The sequence below is a fragment of the Streptomyces sp. NPDC093065 genome (assembly GCF_044754585.1).
GTDB lineage: Bacteria > Actinomycetota > Actinomycetes > Streptomycetales > Streptomycetaceae > Streptomyces.
The window spans coordinates 180,503-198,477 of sequence record NZ_JBIVPJ010000016.1; the positions used below are offsets into that span (position 1 = coordinate 180,503).

13 protein-coding genes and 2 pseudogenes are annotated in these 17,975 nt (G+C 74.2%); 10 read left to right on the forward strand and 5 right to left on the reverse strand.

The window, feature by feature from the left end; translation table 11 throughout:
• The first annotated feature begins 356 nt into the window (after nt 1–356).
• Entirely contained in the window at nt 357–1,001 is a 645-nt protein-coding gene (locus ACIQFU_RS26055) for a hypothetical protein (RefSeq protein WP_402554590.1), read from the forward strand.
• A gap of 16 nt (nt 1,002–1,017) precedes the next feature.
• Here the strand turns inward: ACIQFU_RS26055 and ACIQFU_RS26060 are convergent, their stop codons facing one another.
• Nucleotides 1,018–1,806 (reverse strand): hypothetical protein, encoded by a 789-nt coding sequence (locus ACIQFU_RS26060; RefSeq protein WP_402554591.1) that lies wholly within the window; start codon nt 1,804–1,806, stop codon nt 1,018–1,020.
• A gap of 202 nt (nt 1,807–2,008) precedes the next feature.
• Nucleotides 2,009–3,718, reverse strand: a complete 1,710-nt coding sequence (locus tag ACIQFU_RS26065) for a PucR family transcriptional regulator (protein ID WP_402554592.1) — start codon at nt 3,716–3,718, stop codon at nt 2,009–2,011.
• A gap of 286 nt (nt 3,719–4,004) precedes the next feature.
• Between ACIQFU_RS26065 and ACIQFU_RS26070 the strand changes: the two genes are divergently transcribed.
• The 5 genes from ACIQFU_RS26070 (at nt 4,005) to ACIQFU_RS26090 (ending at nt 10,768) form a co-directional block, all read left to right on the forward strand.
• Nucleotides 4,005–4,895, forward strand: a complete 891-nt coding sequence (locus ACIQFU_RS26070; RefSeq protein WP_402554593.1) for an FAD binding domain-containing protein — start codon at nt 4,005–4,007, stop codon at nt 4,893–4,895.
• A complete protein-coding gene (locus tag ACIQFU_RS26075; protein WP_402554594.1) occupies nt 4,895–5,494 on the forward strand; it encodes a (2Fe-2S)-binding protein in 600 nt (199 codons plus the stop codon). Before ACIQFU_RS26070 ends, ACIQFU_RS26075 begins: the two co-directional genes overlap by 1 nt.
• Nucleotides 5,491–7,875: a xanthine dehydrogenase family protein molybdopterin-binding subunit gene (locus ACIQFU_RS26080; protein ID WP_402554595.1), complete on the forward strand. Its 2,385-nt coding sequence runs from the start codon at nt 5,491–5,493 to the stop codon at nt 7,873–7,875. The genes ACIQFU_RS26075 and ACIQFU_RS26080 overlap by 4 nt, the downstream gene beginning before the upstream one ends.
• A 241-nt stretch (nt 7,876–8,116) precedes the next feature.
• The gene (locus ACIQFU_RS26085; protein ID WP_402554596.1) at nt 8,117–9,574 is read left to right on the forward strand and encodes an NCS2 family permease; all 1,458 of its coding nucleotides are present in this window, start codon (nt 8,117–8,119) and stop codon (nt 9,572–9,574) included.
• Nucleotides 9,575–9,625: 51 nt separating this feature from the next.
• Nucleotides 9,626–10,768: an XdhC family protein gene (locus ACIQFU_RS26090; RefSeq protein WP_402554597.1), complete on the forward strand. Its 1,143-nt coding sequence runs from the start codon at nt 9,626–9,628 to the stop codon at nt 10,766–10,768.
• A gap of 53 nt (nt 10,769–10,821) precedes the next feature.
• Here the strand turns inward: ACIQFU_RS26090 and ACIQFU_RS26095 are convergent, their stop codons facing one another.
• The 3 genes from ACIQFU_RS26095 to ACIQFU_RS26105 form a co-directional block, all read right to left on the reverse strand.
• Nucleotides 10,822–11,700, reverse strand: coding sequence for an endonuclease/exonuclease/phosphatase family protein (locus tag ACIQFU_RS26095; protein ID WP_402554598.1), 879 nt, complete (start codon nt 11,698–11,700; stop codon nt 10,822–10,824).
• A gap of 85 nt (nt 11,701–11,785) precedes the next feature.
• A complete protein-coding gene (locus ACIQFU_RS26100; RefSeq protein ID WP_402554599.1) occupies nt 11,786–12,226 on the reverse strand; it encodes an SRPBCC family protein in 441 nt (146 codons plus the stop codon).
• A gap of 30 nt (nt 12,227–12,256) precedes the next feature.
• Nucleotides 12,257–13,081, reverse strand: coding sequence for a polysaccharide deacetylase family protein (locus ACIQFU_RS26105; protein ID WP_402554600.1), 825 nt, complete (start codon nt 13,079–13,081; stop codon nt 12,257–12,259).
• Between the two features lie 142 nt (nt 13,082–13,223).
• Here ACIQFU_RS26105 and ACIQFU_RS26110 point away from each other — a divergent pair.
• The 4 genes and pseudogenes from ACIQFU_RS26110 to ACIQFU_RS26125 form a co-directional block, all read left to right on the forward strand.
• Nucleotides 13,224–14,215, forward strand: a pseudogene (locus ACIQFU_RS26110) (NAD-dependent epimerase/dehydratase family protein).
• Nucleotides 14,216–14,335: 120 nt separating this feature from the next.
• The gene (locus ACIQFU_RS26115) at nt 14,336–15,976 is read left to right on the forward strand and encodes a carbamoyltransferase (protein WP_402554601.1); all 1,641 of its coding nucleotides are present in this window, start codon (nt 14,336–14,338) and stop codon (nt 15,974–15,976) included.
• Nucleotides 15,973–17,007 carry a glycosyltransferase gene (locus tag ACIQFU_RS26120; RefSeq protein WP_402554602.1) on the forward strand — a complete coding sequence of 345 codons (1,035 nt, stop codon included), beginning with the start codon at nt 15,973–15,975 and terminating at the stop codon, nt 17,005–17,007. Before ACIQFU_RS26115 ends, ACIQFU_RS26120 begins: the two co-directional genes overlap by 4 nt.
• Nucleotides 17,004–17,579 (forward strand): annotated as a pseudogene (locus ACIQFU_RS26125) (D-glycero-alpha-D-manno-heptose-1,7-bisphosphate 7-phosphatase); the annotation flags it as partial. The gene ACIQFU_RS26120 and the pseudogene ACIQFU_RS26125, both read left to right, overlap by 4 nt.
• Nucleotides 17,580–17,975: the final 396 nt, after the last annotated feature.

The window sequence follows — 17,975 nt, forward strand, 5'->3', positions numbered from 1 at the left end:
GGGGCGGTGGGGGGGGGTGTTGTTATCCTTTAGAGGCCCCCCCCCCCCCCCCCCCCCCGCCTCACCCCCCCCCCCCCCCCCCGGGCGGGGGGGCGGCCCCCCCCCCCCCCCCCCCCCCCCGGACCGGAAGCACCGCACCCGCCCCCCCCGGCAAGCCACCACCCCCGTCCCCCCGGCCAACGCCGCGTCCCCCGGCCAAGGCCCAGCTCTCGAGCAACGCCCGTTCCCCGTCCCCCGATCGTCCCCCCGTTCGTACGGCCGGCGCCCGCCCCGGCGTCGGCCGTACCCCGCGTCTCGCGCGGGCGACCGCGCGAGCCCGACCCGACGACCGCCCCGTCCCAGGAAGGAGACACACCGTGGCCGGAGAGATTCCCCCCGCCCAGCCACCACCCGCCGTTCCCGACCCCGACCCCGTGCGGCACCCGTACCTCCTGTTGTGGCGGTGGCGGCGCAACCCGCTGCGGCGGCCCAGCGACCGGCTGCGGGCGTGGATCTCGCTCGGGCTCGTGCTCGCCGTACTGGTGGCCGCCCCGGCGGCGATGTTCGGGGTCGGCGACAGTGCCTACCGGCACTACCGGAGCACCGCCGAGCACGAGACGCGGACCCGGGACCACCGCCCCGCCGTCCTGACCCACGACGCCCCGCGCCATCCCGAGCCGGGATCCGACGAGGCGAAGAAGACCCGTTACCCGGTCCCGGTCCGCTTCACCGGATCCGACGGGGTGAGCAGGACCGGGAAGACCGAGGTCGAACCGGGCCTTCCGGCCGACAGCACCGTCCTGGTCTGGGTCGACGACGAGGGCCGGATCACCGAGCCGCCGCTGAGCGCGGAGCAGATCCGCAGCCGCACGATGGGCTGGGCGATCCTCGCCTTCCTCGGCGTCGTCATCACCGGCCTCGCGGCCCACGCCGCCACGGGTCTCCTGCTGCACCGGCGCAACCTCGCCCAGTGGGACGCGGCCTGGGCCAACACGGCCCCGCGCTGGAGCAGGTTCCCGTGACGCGGGGGCGGAGCCCTCAGGCCGTCGCCGCGCCCGCAGCCGGCGGCGCCAACTGCCGTGCCAGCCACGTCGGCACGCCGCCGAGCAGCCGGAACAGCCGCCGCGCCTCCTCTCGCAGCCGGGACGCCTCCGGCTCCGACTCCGCGTCCGCCAGCGAGGCCAGCGCCGGCGCCGTACCGACGAGGTACCCCAGCTCCTCGCGGATGCGCAGCGACTCGGTGAATCCGTGCCGTGCCTCGGTCAACTCCCCCTCGCGCAGGGCCAGACCCGCCAGATGCCGCCAGGTGAAGGACAGGAGCAGCGGCTCTCCGTGCGCCGTCGCCCCGGCGTGCGCGCGCCGGTACGCCGCGCGGGCGGCCTGCGGGGACCGGGTCAGGTTCTCCGCGAGCAGTCCGCGCCGGAAGTCGAGCAGCGCCCGCCCCTCCGCGCCGGGAGCGATCAGCGCCGCCGCCCGGCCCAGCGCGGCCCGCGCCTCGTCGGCCCGGTCACGCACCCCGTGCACGGTGGCGGCGTACGCGAGTTGACCCCGTTCGCAGGCGGCGGCCCCGCGCTCGTCGTCGCTGTGGGCCAGGGCCTCCGCGGTGCGCAACGCGTCCTCGGCCTCGGCCCAGCCCTGCTCCGTGTACAGGCACCGCTCCACCAGCAGCGCGGTCCGCTGCAAGGCGGTGTCCGCGGTGACCGGCTCCAGCAGGGCGGCCGCGTCGGCCCAGCAGCCGCGCGAGCGCAACCGCCATACCGCGGTCTGGAGCGGATCGTCACCTTCGGTCGTTCCCCAGCCAGAACCAGCCATGGCGGAATGCGCCACGTCGCCCTCCCCTTAGCACGCCATCGAGCTCTCGAGTGGTGGCCGCATCTCAGCACGGAACCGGCGGCCCGGCCAAGAGGATGGGTGAATCTTTTCACAAAGTCGTGGACTTCGTGCCGCCGAGGTTTGGGACCGCCCCGGACCGCCCTGAACCGCTCCGGACCGCGCCGGGCCCTCCCGCGGCCCCCGCGCTCCCCGGGTCTCAGCTCATCCGCAGGGCCAGGAAGAAGTCGAGCTTGTCCTCCAGCCGCGACAGGTCACGCCCCGTCAGCTGCTCGATCCGCCCGACGCGGTAGCGCAGCGTGTTGACGTGCAGGTGCAGCCGGTTCGCGCAGCGCGTCCAGGAGCCGTCGCTGTCGAGGAACGCCTCCAGCGTCGGGATCAGCTCGGCGCGGTGGCGGCGGTCGTAGTCCCGCAACGGGTCGAGCAGCCGGGCGGTGAAGGCGCGGCGGACGTCGTCCGGGACGAAGGGCAGCAGCAGCACGTGCGAGGCCAGCTCCTGGTGGCCGGCCGCGCAGACCCGGCCGGGGCGCGCCGCGGCGACCCGACGCGCGTGCCGTGCCTCCTCCAGCGCCCCGCGCAGCCCCTCCGCCGAGTGCACGGCCGCGCTGACGCCGAGCGTGACGCGCCCGTCGCCGTCGAGGCCGGCCGACAGCGGTTCCCGTACGGACTCCAGCAGCGCGTCCGCGAGGACCCCGGCCTCGGAGCCGTCGTGCTCGGCGGAGACCGCCGGCAGCGGTACGAGGGCGACCGCCTCCTCGCCGGTGTGCGCCACGGCGATGCGGTCCGACTGCTCGGGGCCGGTGGCGTGCGGGTCGACGAGGATCTCCTCCAGCAGGGTCTGCGCGATGCGGCCGGTCTGCCCGTCGCCGTCCTCCCACTCCACCCGGGCCACCACGACCTGCCAGTGCGGTGCCGCGCCGAGGCCCGGCAGCAGCACCGGCGCCGCCACCCGGAGCCGGGCCGCGATCTCCGCGGGCGCGGCGCCCGTCTGCACCAGCTCCAGTACCTCCTGGGCGAGCCGCCGCCGCACCGTGCGTGCCGCGTCCCGCCGGTCCCGCTCGACCGCGATCAGCTGGGTGACGCCGTACAGCAGGTCGAGCCGCTCCTCGGCCCAGTCCCCGGCGTCCGCCTCGACCACGAGGAGCCAGTCGGACAGCACCGTCTCGCGCACCTCGCGGCCCGCCGCCGCACCCTGCGCGACACGCGTCCCCGCGGCCGTCGCCGGGAGCTGCCCCCGGCCCCGCACCGGGAAGAGGCTGTACGTCGTGGAGCCCACCGACACCCGGTGCGGCGCGCGCCGGCCCGTGCGGGTGGCCGCCAGGTGCTCCGCGGCCAGCTCGGCGCACACCTCGGCCGGGAGCGGGGGCTCCGCGTCCTTGGGTCCGGCGACCTGCCGTCCGGTGGGGGAGAGGACCCAGGCGCGCAGGTCGAGGTCGGAGCCGAGCAGGTCCAGGACCACGTCGGGGCCGCCGCCCGCCGGGCCGGAGGTCATCATCCGGCGGTGCCGGTCCACCACGGCCGCCAGGTCCCCGGCCCGCTCGCCGGAGACCTGGCGCACGACGTGTTCGGTGATCGTCGCGAAGGCCACCGACTCGTGCACAGCGAACAGCGGCAGCCGGTGCCGCGCGCACGCCGCCACCAGGTCCTCCGGCACGTCCCCCAGCTCCGCCTCACCGGCGGCCAGCGCGGCCACCTGGGCCTGCACCAGGAGGCGGACGAACGGCTCGGAGTCGGCGGCGTCCCGGCGCCAGGCCAGACCGGTGAGGACCAGTTCGCCGCCCGAGAGGTAGCGGCTGGGGTCCCGCAGGTCGGTGGTCATCACGCCGCGGACCGTGCGGTCCAGCTCGTCCTCGCCGCCGAGCAGCTTGAGGCCCAGCGCGTCGGTGTCCAGCAGTGCGCGCAGCCGCATTCTCGTCGCCGCCGTTCTTTGTCTCGAAGTGTTCCAGGTCACGCGGCTGTGTCGCCCGATTCCAGAGGAGAACAGGGAGGCAATTGAGCACCTCCGTTCATACGAATCTACAAGATGCCCGCCCTGGCCAGCCAACTCCTTCATGGTTTCTGCGACTGACCCTGGTGGAGCACACGACGGTGTACTGAGGCCGTCCCGCGTGAACAGCACATGAACAAGCCGGGCCCTTTGCCCCCGCATCCGGCTCGATCCGTACACCCCGATCAGACGAGGAGGAGAGCCGGTCATGGACTTCCTTCGCCCCGCCGGCTGGGAGGAGGCGCTCGCCGCGAAGGCCGAGCACCCCACCGCCGTGCCGATCGCGGGCGGTACGGACGTGATGGTCGAGATCAACTTCGATCACCGCAGGCCCGAGTACCTCATGGACCTCGGCCGCGTCGCCGACCTGACCGAGTGGGAGGTCGGCGAAACCTCCGTACGGCTCGGTGCCTCCGTGTCCTACACGCGGATCATGGAGAACCTGCGCACCGAGCTGCCGGGTCTCGCCCTCGCCTCGCACACGGTCGCCTCCCCGCAGATCCGCAACCGCGGCGGCGTGGGCGGGAACCTCGGCACCGCCTCCCCGGCCGGCGACGCCCACCCGGCCCTGCTCGCCGCCGGCGCCGAGGTCGAGGCCGAGTCGGTGCGCGGCACCCGCCGCATCCCGATCGACGCCTTCTACACCGGCGTGAAGCGCAACGCGCTGGAGCCCGACGAGCTGATCCGCGCCGTGCACGTCAGGAAGGCCGACGGACCGCAGCAGTTCTCCAAGGTCGGCACCCGCAACGCCATGGTCATCGCCGTGTGCGCCTTCGGCCTCGCCCTGCACCCCGAGACCCGTACCGTCCGCACCGGCATCGGCTCGGCCGCGCCCACCCCGATCCGCGCCACGGCCGCCGAGGACTTCCTCAACGCGGCACTGGAGGACGGCGGTTTCTGGGACAACGGGAAGATCGTCACCCCGTCGGCCGTCGAGCGGTTCGCGGACCTGTGCACCGCCGCCTGCGACCCGATCGACGACGTACGGGGCACCGCGGGCTACCGCCGCCACGCGGTGGGCGTGATGGCGCGCCGGACGCTCACCTGGACCTGGGAGTCGTACCGCGGCGCCCGCCGCACCACGGAAGGAGCCGCGTGATGCGCGTCAACTTCACCGTCAACGGACGTCCGCAGGAGGCCGACGACGTGTGGGAGGGCGAGTCCCTGCTGTACGTGCTGCGCGAGCGGATGGGGCTGCCCGGCTCCAAGAACGCCTGCGAGCAGGGCGAGTGCGGCTCCTGCACGGTCCGCCTGGACGGCGTGCCGGTGTGTTCCTGCCTGGTCGCCGCCGGGCAGGCCGAGGGCCGCGAGGTCGTCACCGTCGAGGGCCTGGCCGAGTACGCCCGGAGGCGTGCCGGGGGCGGCCCCGGCGAGCCCGGCGCCCGCCACGGCGAGAGCGCCTCGCTGGACGCGGCCCGGCGGTGGCAGGCCGGCGGCACCGACTCGCAGACCGGCGAGAACATCGAACTGGCCCCGGTACAGCAGGCGTTCGTCGACGCCGGCGCCGTCCAGTGCGGCTTCTGCACGCCCGGACTGCTGGTCGCCGCCGACGAGATGCTGGAGCGCCACCCGGACCCGAGCGACGAGGACATCCGCGAGGCGCTGTCGGGCAACCTGTGCCGCTGCACCGGCTACGAGAAGATCATGGACGCGGTCCGCCTGGCCGCGGCCCGCCGGTCCGAGGGGGCCCGGTCATGACCGCCGTCGGCGCACCCACCGGCCTCACCCAGGGCTCCCGGGCCAAGGGCGGCATCGGCGAGTCCACGCTCCGCCCGGACGGCGTCCTCAAGGTCACCGGCGAGTTCGCGTACGCGTCCGACATGTGGCACGAGGACATGCTCTGGGGCCAGATCCTGCGCTCCACCGTCGCGCACGCCGAGATCCTCTCCATCGACACCGCCGAGGCCCTCGCCACCCCCGGCGTGTACGCCGTCCTGACCTACGACGACCTGCCGACCGACGTACGCCACTACGGACTGGAGATCCGGGACACCCCGGTCCTCGCCCACGGCCGGGTCCGCCACCACGGCGAGCCGGTCGCGATCGTCGCCGCCGACCACCCGGAGACCGCGCGCCGCGCCGCCGCCAGGATCGAGGTGGAGTACCGGGAGCTGCCCGTCGTCACCGACGAGGCCTCCGCGACCGCCCCCGGCGCGGTCCTCGTCCACGAGCACCGCACCGACCGCCACATGGCCCACGTCCCGCACCCCAACATCGTGCACCGCCAGCCGATCGTGCGCGGCGACGCGGACACGGCCGCCGGGCGCGCCGACGTGATCGTCACGGGCGACTACCACTTCGGCATGCAGGACCAGGCCTTCCTCGGCCCCGAGTCCGGACTCGCCGTCCCCGGCGAGGACGGCGGCGTGGACCTCTACATCGCCACCCAGTGGCTCCACTCCGACCTGCGCCAGATCGCCCCGGTCCTCGGCCTGCCCGAGGACAAGGTGCGGATGACGCTGTCCGGCGTGGGCGGCGCCTTCGGCGGGCGCGAGGACCTGTCGATGCAGATCCACGCCTGTCTGCTGGCACTGCGCACCGGCAAACCCGTCAAGATGGTCTACAACCGCTTCGAGTCCTTCTTCGGCCACGTCCACCGCCACCCGGCCAGGCTCCACTACGAGCACGGCGCCACCCGGGACGGCCGGCTCACCCACGTCAGGTGCCGGATCGTCCTGGACGGCGGCGCCTACGCCTCCGCCTCCCCGGCGGTCGTCGGCAACGCCGCCTCGCTGTCGGTCGGACCGTACGTGTGCGAGGACGTGGACATCGAGGCACTCGCCCTCTACTCCAACAACCCGCCCTGCGGCGCCATGCGCGGCTTCGGCGCGGTCCAGGCCTGCTTCGCCTACGAGGCGCAGATGGACAAGGTGGCGGCCGAACTCGGCCTGGACCCGGTGGAGTTCCGCCGGATCAACGCCATGGAGCAGGGCACGCTCATGCCCACGGGACAGCCGGTCGACTCCCCGGCGCCGGTCGCCGAACTCCTGCGCCGCGTCAAGGCGATGCCGATGCCGCCGGAGCGCCAGTGGGAGTCCAGCGAGGGCGCCGACGTACGGCAGCTGCCCGGCGGCCTGTCCAACACCACGCACGGCGAGGGCGTCGTACGCGGCGTCGGCTACGCGGTCGGCATCAAGAACGTCGGCTTCTCCGAGGGCTTCGACGACTACTCCACCGCCCGGGTCCGCCTGGAGATCGCCGGCGGCCGGCCCGTCGTCACCGTGCACACGGCGATGGCGGAGGTCGGCCAGGGCGGCGTCACCGTCCACGCGCAGATCGCCCGCACCGAGCTGGGCGTCACCCAGGTCACCATCCGGCCCGCCGACACACGGGTGGGCTCGGCCGGTTCCACCTCGGCCTCCCGGCAGACCTACGTCACCGGCGGCGCCGTCAGACACGCCTGCGAGCTGGTGCGCGAGAGCGTCCTGGAGACGGGCCGCCGCAGGTTCGGCTCCCACCACCCCGCCTGGGCCACCGCCGAACTCCTCCTGGAGGGCGGCAAGGTCGTCACCGACGGCGGTGAGGTCCTCGCCGACCTCGTGGACGTCCTGGAGGACGAGGCGGTCGAGGTCGAACGGGAGTGGCGGCACCGGCCGACCGAGCCCTTCGACCCGCGCACCGGCCAGGGCGACGGCCACGTCCAGTACTCCTTCGCCGCGCACCGCGCCGTGGTCGAGGTCGACACCGAACTGGGCCTGGTCAAGGTGATCGAGCTGGCCTGCGCCCAGGACGTCGGCAAGGCGCTGAACCCCCTCTCCGTGATCGGCCAGATCCAGGGCGGCACCGTCCAGGGCCTGGGCATCGCGGTGATGGAGGAGATCGTCGTCGACCCGGTGACCGCCAAGGTCGGCAATCCGTCGTTCACGGACTACCTGCTCCCCACGATCCTCGACACGCCGGCCCTACCGGTCGACGTGCTCGAACTCGCCGACGACCACGCGCCCTACGGGCTGCGCGGAGTCGGCGAGGCACCCACCCTGTCGTCCACCCCGGCGGTCCTCGCGGCCGTCAGGGACGCGACGGGGCTGGCGCTCGACCGCACGCCGGTGCGACCGGAACACCTCACCGGTACGGCGTGACGCCGCCGTGGCGGGCAATCGTGCCTCCCCCCAGAGCCCTGAGGGCCTGGGGGGACCCCCAGCGGCACGGGTGGGCGCCACGGCACCCCGACGCCGGACAGCGGCCGCACTCACGGCCACGGAATTCCGGCGCCGGTTCACCCAAGGTGCAGTACCGGGCCGTCCCCCGAGCTGACACCTCCCAAATCCCGCGCTTTCGCCGAAGGCACGGGTGCACCTATGAACCTTGGGAGACGGCCCCATGACCCAGCAGTCAGTGGAGCCCGAGATCACCGCCGAAGACGCGGGCGCGGGCTCCCGCGTCCCCGGCGGACGGTCTTGGCTCGACCGCTACTTTCACATATCCCACCGGGGATCAACGGTCGCGCGTGAGGTGCGCGGCGGCATCACCACCTTCATGGCGATGGCGTACATCGTCCTCCTCAACCCCGTGATCCTGTCCGGCAAGGACGCGGCGGGCGACACCCTGGGCCAGAAGGCCCTGATCACCGCGACGGCGTTCGCCGCCGCGCTCACCACGCTCCTGATGGGCTTCGTCGGCAAGGTGCCGCTCGCCCTGGCCGCCGGACTCTCGGTCTCCGGGGTGATCGCCGGGCAGGTCGTGCCGCAGATGACCTGGCCGCAGGCCATGGGCATGTGTGTGATGTACGGCGTGGTGATCATGCTGCTCGTGGTCACCGGGCTGCGCGAGATGATCATGAACGCGATACCGCTCGCCCTCAAGCACGGCATCACCATGGGCATCGGCCTGTTCATCGCCATCATCGGCCTGGTCAAGGGCGGCTTCGTCCACGCGGGAGAGGCGACCCCGCTCACCCTCGGCCCCGCGGGCGAACTCGCCGGCTGGCCCGTCCTGCTCTTCGCGGGCACCCTGCTCCTGATCTTCATGCTCCAGGCCCGCAACATGCCCGGGGCGATCCTGATCGGCATCGTCACCGGCACCGTCGTCGCGGCGATCCTGAACGCCACCGGGGTGATCGACCCCGAGCAGTGGGCCAACGGCGCCCCCGAGCTGCACGGCAGCGCGGTCTCCATGCCGGACTTCTCGCTCTTCGGCAGCCTGGAGTTCGGCGGCTGGGGCGACGTCGGCGTGATGACGGTCGGCATGATCGTCTTCACGCTGGTGCTCGCCGGGTTCTTCGACGCGATGGCCACCATCATCGGCGTCGGCACGGAGGCGAAGCTCGCCGACGACAAGGGTCGCATGCCGGGCCTGTCGAAGGCGCTGTTCATCGACGGCGCCGGCGGTGCCATCGGCGGCGTGGCGGGCGGCTCCGGCCAGACCGTCTTCGTCGAGTCCGCGACCGGCGTCGGCGAGGGGGCCCGCACCGGGCTGGCCTCCGTCGTCACCGGCGTGTTCTTCGCGGCCTGCCTCTTCTTCACCCCGATCACCGCGATCGTGCCGCAGGAGGTCGCCTCGGCGGCGCTGGTGGTCATCGGCGCGATGATGATGATGAACGCCCGGCACGTGGACTGGGCCGACCGGGCCACCGCGATCCCGGTCTTCCTGACCGTCGTCCTGATGCCGTTCACGTACTCCATCACGGCCGGTGTCGCCGCGGGCGTCATCTCCTACGTCGCCATCAAGGTCGCGCAGGGCAGGGCCAGGGAGATCGGCGCGTTCATGTGGGGCCTGACGGTGATCTTCGTCGTCTACTTCGCCCTCAACCCGATCGAGAGCTGGATGGGCGTGCACTAGGCGCCACGACGGGAACCCTTCACGTACCCGTCGGCCGAGGAGGACCGGACCATGCTGGACATCGCCGAAGAGCTGCACCGGTGGGCCGGGCGGGGACGCGACTTCGCCGTGGCCACCGTGGTGGCCGTCGGCGGCAGCGCGCCCCGGCCGGCCGGTGCCGCCCTCGCGGTGGACGCCGACGGCACGGTGGTCGGTTCGGTCTCCGGCGGGTGCGTGGAGGGAGCCGTGTACGAGCTGTGCCGGCAGGCCCTCCAGGACGGCGAAACCGTCCTGGAGACCTTCGGGTACAGCGACGAGGACGCCTTCGCCGTGGGGCTGACCTGCGGCGGGGTCATCCACGTCCTCGTCACCCCGGTACGGACGGGCGACCCCGCCCGTCCGGCCCTGGCCGCGGCCCTCGCCGCCGCCGCGCGCGGGGAGACGGCGGCCCTCGTCCGGATCGTGAGCGGCCCGGCGGAGCTGGTCGGCCACGCGCTGGCCGTCCGGGCGGACGGCTCGCGCACCGGCGGCTTCGGCGGCCACCCCGAGCTGGACCGCACGGCGGCGGCCGAGGCGGGCGCCTTCCTGGACGCCGGGCGCACCGGCACGCTGGAGATCGGTGAGCAGGGCTCGCGCTGCGGTACACCGCTGACCCTGCTGATCGAGTCCTCGGTTCCGGCACCCCGCATGATCGTCTTCGGTGCGGTCGACTTCGCCTCGGCACTGGCGCGGGCCGGCAAGTTCCTCGGCTACCACGTGACCGTGTGCGACGCCCGGCCCGTCTTCGCCACCCCGGCCCGCTTCCCGGACGCGGACGAGATCGTCGCCGAGTGGCCCCACGAGTACCTGGCCCGCACCGCCGTCGACGCCCGTACGGTGCTGTGCGTCCTGACCCACGACGCCAAGTTCGACATCCCGCTGCTCCGGCTGGCGCTGCGCCTGCCGGTGGCGTACGTCGGCGCGATGGGCTCCCGCCGTACCCACCTGGACCGCGAGGCCCGCCTGCGCGAGGCCGGCCTGGGCGACCCGGAGCTGGCCCGCCTCAGGTCGCCCATCGGCCTCGACCTCGGCGCCCGCACCCCCGAGGAGACGGCCCTGTCCATCGCCGCCGAGATCGTCGCGACCCGCCACAGCGGCACGGGCGCCGCCCTGACCGGCGCCCACACCCCCATCCACCACGACGGCCCGGCGGGGCGCATGGGGTCGGTGGCCTGAGCCCTCCTGGGAGCGGCGGCCCCGCGGAGCGCGGCCGCCGCGCCGGGTCGCTCTCAGCCCCGGCCGCGGTCCTTCCGGGCCAGGGACACCTCCGCCACCACCGGACGGTGGTCCGAGGCCGCGGGCTCCTCGGGGACCGCGACGCCCCGCACCCGTACGCCCTTGCCCACGGCCACGCAGTCGATCCGCTTCGAGGGGGACTCGGCGGGATACGTGTCCGAGGTCCCCGCGCCCGCGTCGCGCAGCTCCTTCCACAGCGGTGCCAGCTCGGGCGCCGAGGGCTCGGCGTTGAAGTCGCCGAGCAGGAACTGGCGGGCGCCCGGCAGTTCCGCCCGCTCGCGGGCCATGATCCGCCGGGTGTCGGCGACCTGGGCCTCGCGCACCGCCGGGTCCGCCCGGTAGTCGAGGTGGGTCACGAACACCTGCACCGGCACTCCCCGCACCCTGAGCGTCACCTCGCCGAAGCCGGGCGCGGGAGCCGGTACCGGATTCTCCTCCTGCGTGGACAGGCGGGTGATCTCGTGGTTCGTCGCGGAGCGGATCGGGAAGCGGGACAGCACCGCCACGCCGTACTCGCGCCGGTGCTCCCCGGCCGCCGCCGGGTCGAGGCTGTAGATCGGCGCGAACGACACCCGCATGCCGAGCCGCCGCGCCAGCTCCCCGGCCACGTCGAGGTCCTGGCTGCGGGCTCCCCAGTGCACGTCGACCTCCTGGAGGCCGATCACGTCCGCGTCGAGGGCGCGCAGCGCGGCGGCCTGCCGGTCGAGGTCGAAGACACCGTCCGAGCCCGCCCCGGCGTGGATGTTGTAGGTGGCGATGCGCAGCGGGACCGGGCGGCCCTGGCCGGCGGAGGCGGGCGGCGCCGACACGGCCAGGGTCAACAGGGCGCCGGTCAGGGACAGTTGGACGAGGATGCGCGCTCTGGGAGACATGCCGGCACGGTACGCGGGAAACGGCGTCCGAGAGGCGCGCGGCGCGAACTCGTCCGCGGCCCGTACCCCGCCCGCAACCCCCGGTTCACGGGTGCCGCAGCAGGTGATCGACCGTACGGCCGAAGACCAGGCGCCCCGCGCGGACCAGGACGCCGTCGAGGTGGGAGGGGAGGAGCCGGACGTCCAGGTCCTCCCGCCACACGATCCGCGCCCGGCCGCCGGGACCCGTGCGGACCTCGATCTCCGCCCAGCCCCGCACCACCCGGCCGCGCTTGTCCAGCCGGCACCGGCCGGGGACGTCCCCGCGCGGCGGCTGCCAGACCGTCACCTCCATGGGGTCGTCGAAGGCGAGCGGGCCGGCGCCGGTGCGGGCCACGACCAGCGTGCCCCGGCGGGTGGGGCCGGGCGGGTCGGCGGTGACGCGGGTCAGCGGCACGGTGTCGCCGTGCCGCTCCCACCGGGTGAGCCGGCGCCAGGCCTCGTCCGGGGCGAGCGGGACGGTGCGGTACAGCGAGAAGGTGGCCACCGCACGAGCGTAGAGGCGTGACCGGCCGGACTACCGGTAGACCTTGCCCGGCTCGGCCTTCCCGGGGGCCAGCAGCTGGGGCACCGTCACGAAGACGTAGCCGCGCTTCTTGAGCGCGTCGACGATGCCGGGCACCGCGGGCACGGTGCCGTCGTAGATGTCGTGCAGCAGGATGATGCCGTCCCGGGACGACTGGTCCAGGACCCGTTCGGTGATCAGGTCGGAGTCGTTCGTCTTGTAGTCCTTGGCGGTCACGCTCCACAGCACCTCCGCGAGCCCCAGCTCACGGCAGATGTCGTGCACCGTGTCGTCCGTGCGGCCCTGCGGCGGGCGCATCAGGGTGGGGCGCTTGCCCGTCAGACGCTCTATCTCCTTGTTCGGACGCTCCAGTTCCTCGCGTATCTCGTCCGGTTCGGCGTCCGTGAGGATCTTGTGCGTCCAGGTGTGGCTGGCCACCTCGTGGCCCTCGTCGGCCATGCGCCTGACAAGTTCGGGATAGGTGTCGATATGGCGCTTGCCGAGCAGGAAGAAGGTCGCCGGGACCTGCTTCTCCTTGAGTATGTCGAGCAGCCGGGCCGAGTTCTCGCTCGGTCCGGCGTCGAAGGTCAGCGCGACGCACTTGGTGTGCGCGCAGTCCACGGTGCCGAGCCCGGCGGCGCGGGCCTGGCCGCCGGCCGTGCCCGCCGGTGCGGCGGCATCGGCACCGGCGGCGGCGTTGCGCACGGAGCTGGGGGAGTGCGTCTCCAGCTTCGTGCAGCCGCTCAGTGCGAGGGTGAGCGAGGCCGCGGCCGCGAAGGTCGCGAGTGCGCGCAACCCGGTCCCCGTCTTTGTCGTCTTCCTGGTCAGCGAAGGCATGCGAGGACTATACGCTGCGAGTATATACGCAGTTTATAGTGGTCTCTCGGATGGTTCTTCGAATAACCGTTCGAGGTAGTGAAGGGCCGCCCGGGCTAATCAAACCGGCACATACGTGACGGTGAGAGTAGAGGAGAAGCCCGTGAGCGACAGCCCCGGGGCCGTCGGCCCCCGAAACGGACGCGTCTGGCGCCCGGCCCTGGTGGCCGGCGGAGCCGGATTCGTGGGATCCCACCTGTGCGGCCGCCTGCTCGACGCCGGCACCGACGTCGTCTGCCTCGACAACCTGGCCACCGGCTCCCGTGTCAACGTGGCCGACCTGGAACGGCGGCGCGGATTCCGGTTCGTCCGGGCCGACGCCACCGACCCGGTGGCGCTGCGCGGCCTGCCCGGCCGGTTCGACCTGGTCCTGCACTTCGCCTGCCCCGCCTCGCCCGCCGACTACCTCCGGCTGCCCCTGGAGACCCTCGACGTCGGCAGCACCGGCACCCGCAACGCCCTGGAGCGGGCCCACGCCGACGGCGCCCGCTTCCTGCTCGCCTCCACCTCCGAGGTCTACGGCGACCCGCTGGAGCACCCGCAGCGCGAGACGTACTGGGGCAACGTCAACCCGATCGGCCCGCGCAGCGTCCACGACGAGTCCAAGCGCTTCGCCGAGGCCCTGGTCACCGCCCACCGCCGGGTGCACGGCACCGACGCCGCCATCGTCCGCATCTTCAACACCTACGGCCCCCGCATGCGCACCGGCGACGGCCGGGCCGTGCCCACCTTCATCGCGCAGGCGCTGGACGGCATGCCGCTCACCGTCGTCGGCGACGGCGGCCAGACCCGGTCCCTGTGCTACGTCGACGACACCGTGGCGGGCGTCCTGGCCCTCGCCGCGTCCGGGGAGAGCGGGCCGATGAACATCGGCGGCGCCGACGAGATCACCTGCTGGAACTGGCCCGCCGGGTGGTCGAACTCACCGGGTCCGGCTCCCGCATCCGCTTCGTCGAACGCCCCGTCGACGACCCGGGCCGGCGCAGGCCGGACACCACCCTGGCCCGGGAGCGGCTGGGCTGGCAGCCGGCCGTGAGCTGGAACGAGGGGCTGGAGCGGACCATCGGCTGGTTCGCGCACGCCGTCGCCGCCTGAACCGGACCCGAGAAAGTCACTTGCTGTGACAAATCCGCCTTTCTCCAGAAGTGACCTGTATCCAAGTGTTTGGGGCAACTGCCCCGCGGCACCCGCGACGCCGAGAGAGGAGCCCGCCCCATGCGCATCCTTGGTGTCAACGCCCTGTTCCACGATCCGGCCGCCGCGCTCGTCGTCGACGGACGGACCGTCGCGGCCGCCGAGGAGGAGCGGTTCAGCCGCCGCAAGCACGGCAAGCGGCCGGTGCCCTTCTCCGCCTGGGAGGTTCCGGAGCTGTCGGCGCGCTGGTGCCTGGAACACGCCGGGGTGCGACCCGGGGAGCTGGACGCCGTCGCGTACTCCTTCGACCCCAAACTCGCCCGGCCCGCCCGCGACCTCGGTCTGAACGACCCCTGGGACCCGCTGCGGCTCGAGTACGCCCGCCGCGCCCCCGAGTTCCTCGCCGAGGCGCTGCCCGGCCTCGACCCCGACCGGGTCGTCTTCGTCCCGCACCACGTGGCGCACGCCGCGTCCGCCGGACCGGCCTCACCGCACCCCGACAACGACGTCCTCGTCCTCGACGGGCGCGGCGAGTCCGCCTCCCACCTGGCCGGCCGCTACCGCGACGGCAAGCTCGATGTCCTCGCCACCCAGGCGCTGCCGCACTCGCTCGGCCTCGTCTACGAGGAACTGACCGAGCACCTCGGCTTCCTGCGCAGCAGCGACGAGTACAAGGTGATGGCCCTCGCCTCCTACGGAACGCCCCGCTTCGCGGAGCGGCTGCGCGAGCACGTCCACGCCACCGGCGACGGCGGCTTCCGCGCCCACGGCGTCGACTGGGCCGCCCTCGCCCCGCCCCGTGCCAAGGGCGAGGACTGGACGAAGGACCACGCCGACCTCGCCGCGAGCACCCAGGCCGTCCTGGAGGAACTCCTCCTCGAACTCGTCCACTGGCTGCACGGCGAGGCCGGGGGCGAGGCTCTCACCATGGCCGGCGGCGTCGCGCTGAACTGCGTCGCCAACTCGAAGATCGCCGCGCGCGGCCCGTACCGGCACGTGTGGGTGCAGCCCGCCGCCGGCGACGCCGGCACCGCCCTCGGCGGCGCCCTGCACGTGGCCGCCGCCCAGGAGGGCGCCGCCCCCGAACCGATGCCCGGCGCCGACCTCGGCCGCGGCTGGAGCGACGACGAGATCCGCGCCTGGCTGGAGACGGCCGCGATCCCCTACGAGGAGCCGGACGACATCGCCGAGACCGTCGCCGGGGAACTGGCCCGGGACGGCGTCGTCGCCTGGTTCCAGGGCCGCAGCGAGTTCGGGCCGCGCGCCCTCGGGCACCGCTCCCTGATGGCCCACCCCGGCCGCGCGGAGAACCTCGAACGCCTCAACCACGTCAAGGGCCGCGAGGAGTTCCGCCCCGTCGCGCCCATGGTGCTCGCCGACCGCGCCGCCGACATCTTCACCGGGCCGATTCCCAGCCCGTACATGCTCTTCGTGCACGACGTCGACCCCGCCTGGCGCGAGCGCCTCCCGGCCGTCGTCCACGTCGACGGCACCGCCCGCATCCAGACCGTCGAGGAGCGCCGCGAACCCCTCGTCGCACGCATGCTGGCCGCCTTCGAACGGCGCACCGGGCTGCCCGTCGTCGTCAACACCAGCCTCAACACCGCAGGACGGCCCATGGTCGACGACCCGCGCGACGCGCTGGAGTGCTTCGGCTCGGCACCCGTGGACCTGCTGGCCATCGGCCCCTTCGCGGTGCGCCGGGGACGGGCGTTCGCATGAGCACCGTCCCCGGGACCGGCGGCCCGCGCACCGGGTACGCCGTCGTCGTCCCCACCCTTGTACGCGACACGCTGGCCGACTGCCTGGCCGCGCTGGTCGCCGCGCACGGGCCGGACCCCGACGAGATCGTCCTGGTCGACGACCGGCCGGAACCCGACGCCGACCCGGGTGCGCTGGAACACGCCCTGACCGTCCTCGGCGACCTGCGCGAACGCACGGTGGTGCTGCGCAGCGGGAGTCGCGGTCCCGCCGCCGCCCGCAACACCGGCTTCCGCGCGGTCACCTCGCCCTGGACCGCCTTCCTCGACGACGACGTCCAGGTCGGCCCGCACTGGTGCGACCAGCTGATCCAGGACCTCGCCGAGGCGGCCCCCGACACCGGCGCCGTCCAGGGCGTGATCGCCGTACCGCTGCCGGGCGAGCGCCGGCCCACCGACTGGGAGCGCGGCACCGCGGGCCTCGCCCGGGCCCGGTGGATCACCGCCGACATGGCCTACCGCACCGACGTGCTCAAACAGGTCGGCGGCTTCGACGAACGCTTCACCCGCGCCTTCCGCGAGGACGCCGACCTCGCGCTGCGCGTCCTCGACGCGGGCTGGCGCATCCGGCGGGGCCGCCGCACCACCCGCCACCCCGTACGCCCCGCCGCGCGCTGGGTCTCCCTGAAACAGCAGCGCGGCAACGCCGACGACGCCCTGATGCGCAGGCTGCACGGCCCCGACTGGTGGGCCAAGGCGGTCGCACCCCGGGGCCGGATCCGGCGCCACGCCGCGATCACCGCCGCCCTCGCCGCCGCCCTCGCCCTCGCTGCCGCCGGACGGCCCCGGGCCGCCGCCCTCGCCGGGGCGGGCTGGGCCGCCGGCACCGCCGAGTTCGCCTGGGCCCGCATCGCGCCCGGACCGCGCACCCGGCACGAGATCACCACCATGCTGGTCACCAGCGCGCTCATCCCGCCCGCCGCGACCTTCCACCGGCTCGGGGGACTCTGGCGCCACCGGAGCGCCCCCGCCTGGCGGGAGGTGGCCGCATGAGCCCCGCAGGCCCGGTGAAGGCCGTCCTCTTCGACCGTGACGGCACCCTCGTCCACGACGTCCCCTACAACGGCGACCCGGACCGGGTCCGGCCCGTCGAGGGCGCCCGCGAGGCGGTGGCGCTGCTGCGCGAGCACGGCATCCGCGTCGGCGTCGTCACCAACCAGTCCGGCGTCGCCCGCGGCCTGATCAGCGACGGCGACGTGCGGCGCGTCAACCGCCGCGTCGACGAGCTGATCGGCCCCTTCGACGTCTGGGCGGTATGCCCGCACGGCCCCGACGACGGCTGCCACTGCCGCAAGCCGGAGCCCGGCATGGTCCTGTGGGCCGCCGGACGCGTCTGCACCGGCCCCGCCGACTGCGTCGTCGTCGGCGACATCGGCGCGGACATGGAGGCCGCCGAACGCGCCGGCGCCCACGGCATCCTCGTCCCCAACGACCGCACCCGCCCGGAGGAGACGGCCGCCGCGGCCCACGTCGCCCCGGACCTCCTCACCGCCGTACGCGCGGTCCTCGACGGCCCGCCCCGGGGCCGTTCCCCGGTGAACGAGCCACCCGCCGGGGCGGCGTTCGGACCGGGCCCGGGAAGCACCGGCCCGCGGACCGCCGCCGACCGACCCGGACCCGCGGAGCCCTCGCCCGCCACGCCCCCCGGACGAGGCACCCGCCGCCCCCGTGACACCGCCCGCCATCCGCTCCCCGCCCCCCATCCGGACGAGGCCGGCCTCCCGGTCGCGACGGGGGCGGGTTCTGGCCGGGGCGGCTTCTGTGCCGAGTGGGGCCGTGGTGGTGCGTCCGTGGTCGGGGCCAGTGCTCCGGACTCCGTCGGCTCTGCGGTTGCGACGGGGGCGGGTTCTGGCCGGGGCGGTTCCTGTGCCGAGTGGGGCCGTGGTGGTGCGTCCGTGGTCGGGGCCAGTGCTCCGGACTCCGTCGGCTCTGCGGTTGCGACGGGGGCGGGTTCTGGCCGG

Coding starts and splice junctions, on each gene's coding strand:
- ACIQFU_RS26065 (WP_402554592.1), bottom strand. CDS start 3,718: ATGCGGCTGCGCGCACTGCTGGACACCGACGCGCTGGGCCTCAAGCTG.
- ACIQFU_RS26070 (WP_402554593.1), top strand. CDS start 4,005: ATGGACTTCCTTCGCCCCGCCGGCTGGGAGGAGGCGCTCGCCGCGAAG.
- ACIQFU_RS26075 (WP_402554594.1), top strand. CDS start 4,895: ATGCGCGTCAACTTCACCGTCAACGGACGTCCGCAGGAGGCCGACGAC.
- ACIQFU_RS26080 (WP_402554595.1), top strand. CDS start 5,491: ATGACCGCCGTCGGCGCACCCACCGGCCTCACCCAGGGCTCCCGGGCC.
- ACIQFU_RS26085 (WP_402554596.1), top strand. CDS start 8,117: ATGACCCAGCAGTCAGTGGAGCCCGAGATCACCGCCGAAGACGCGGGC.
- ACIQFU_RS26090 (WP_402554597.1), top strand. CDS start 9,626: ATGCTGGACATCGCCGAAGAGCTGCACCGGTGGGCCGGGCGGGGACGC.
- ACIQFU_RS26095 (WP_402554598.1), bottom strand. CDS start 11,700: ATGTCTCCCAGAGCGCGCATCCTCGTCCAACTGTCCCTGACCGGCGCC.
- ACIQFU_RS26105 (WP_402554600.1), bottom strand. CDS start 13,081: ATGCCTTCGCTGACCAGGAAGACGACAAAGACGGGGACCGGGTTGCGC.
- ACIQFU_RS26115 (WP_402554601.1), top strand. CDS start 14,336: ATGCGCATCCTTGGTGTCAACGCCCTGTTCCACGATCCGGCCGCCGCG.
- ACIQFU_RS26120 (WP_402554602.1), top strand. CDS start 15,973: ATGAGCACCGTCCCCGGGACCGGCGGCCCGCGCACCGGGTACGCCGTC.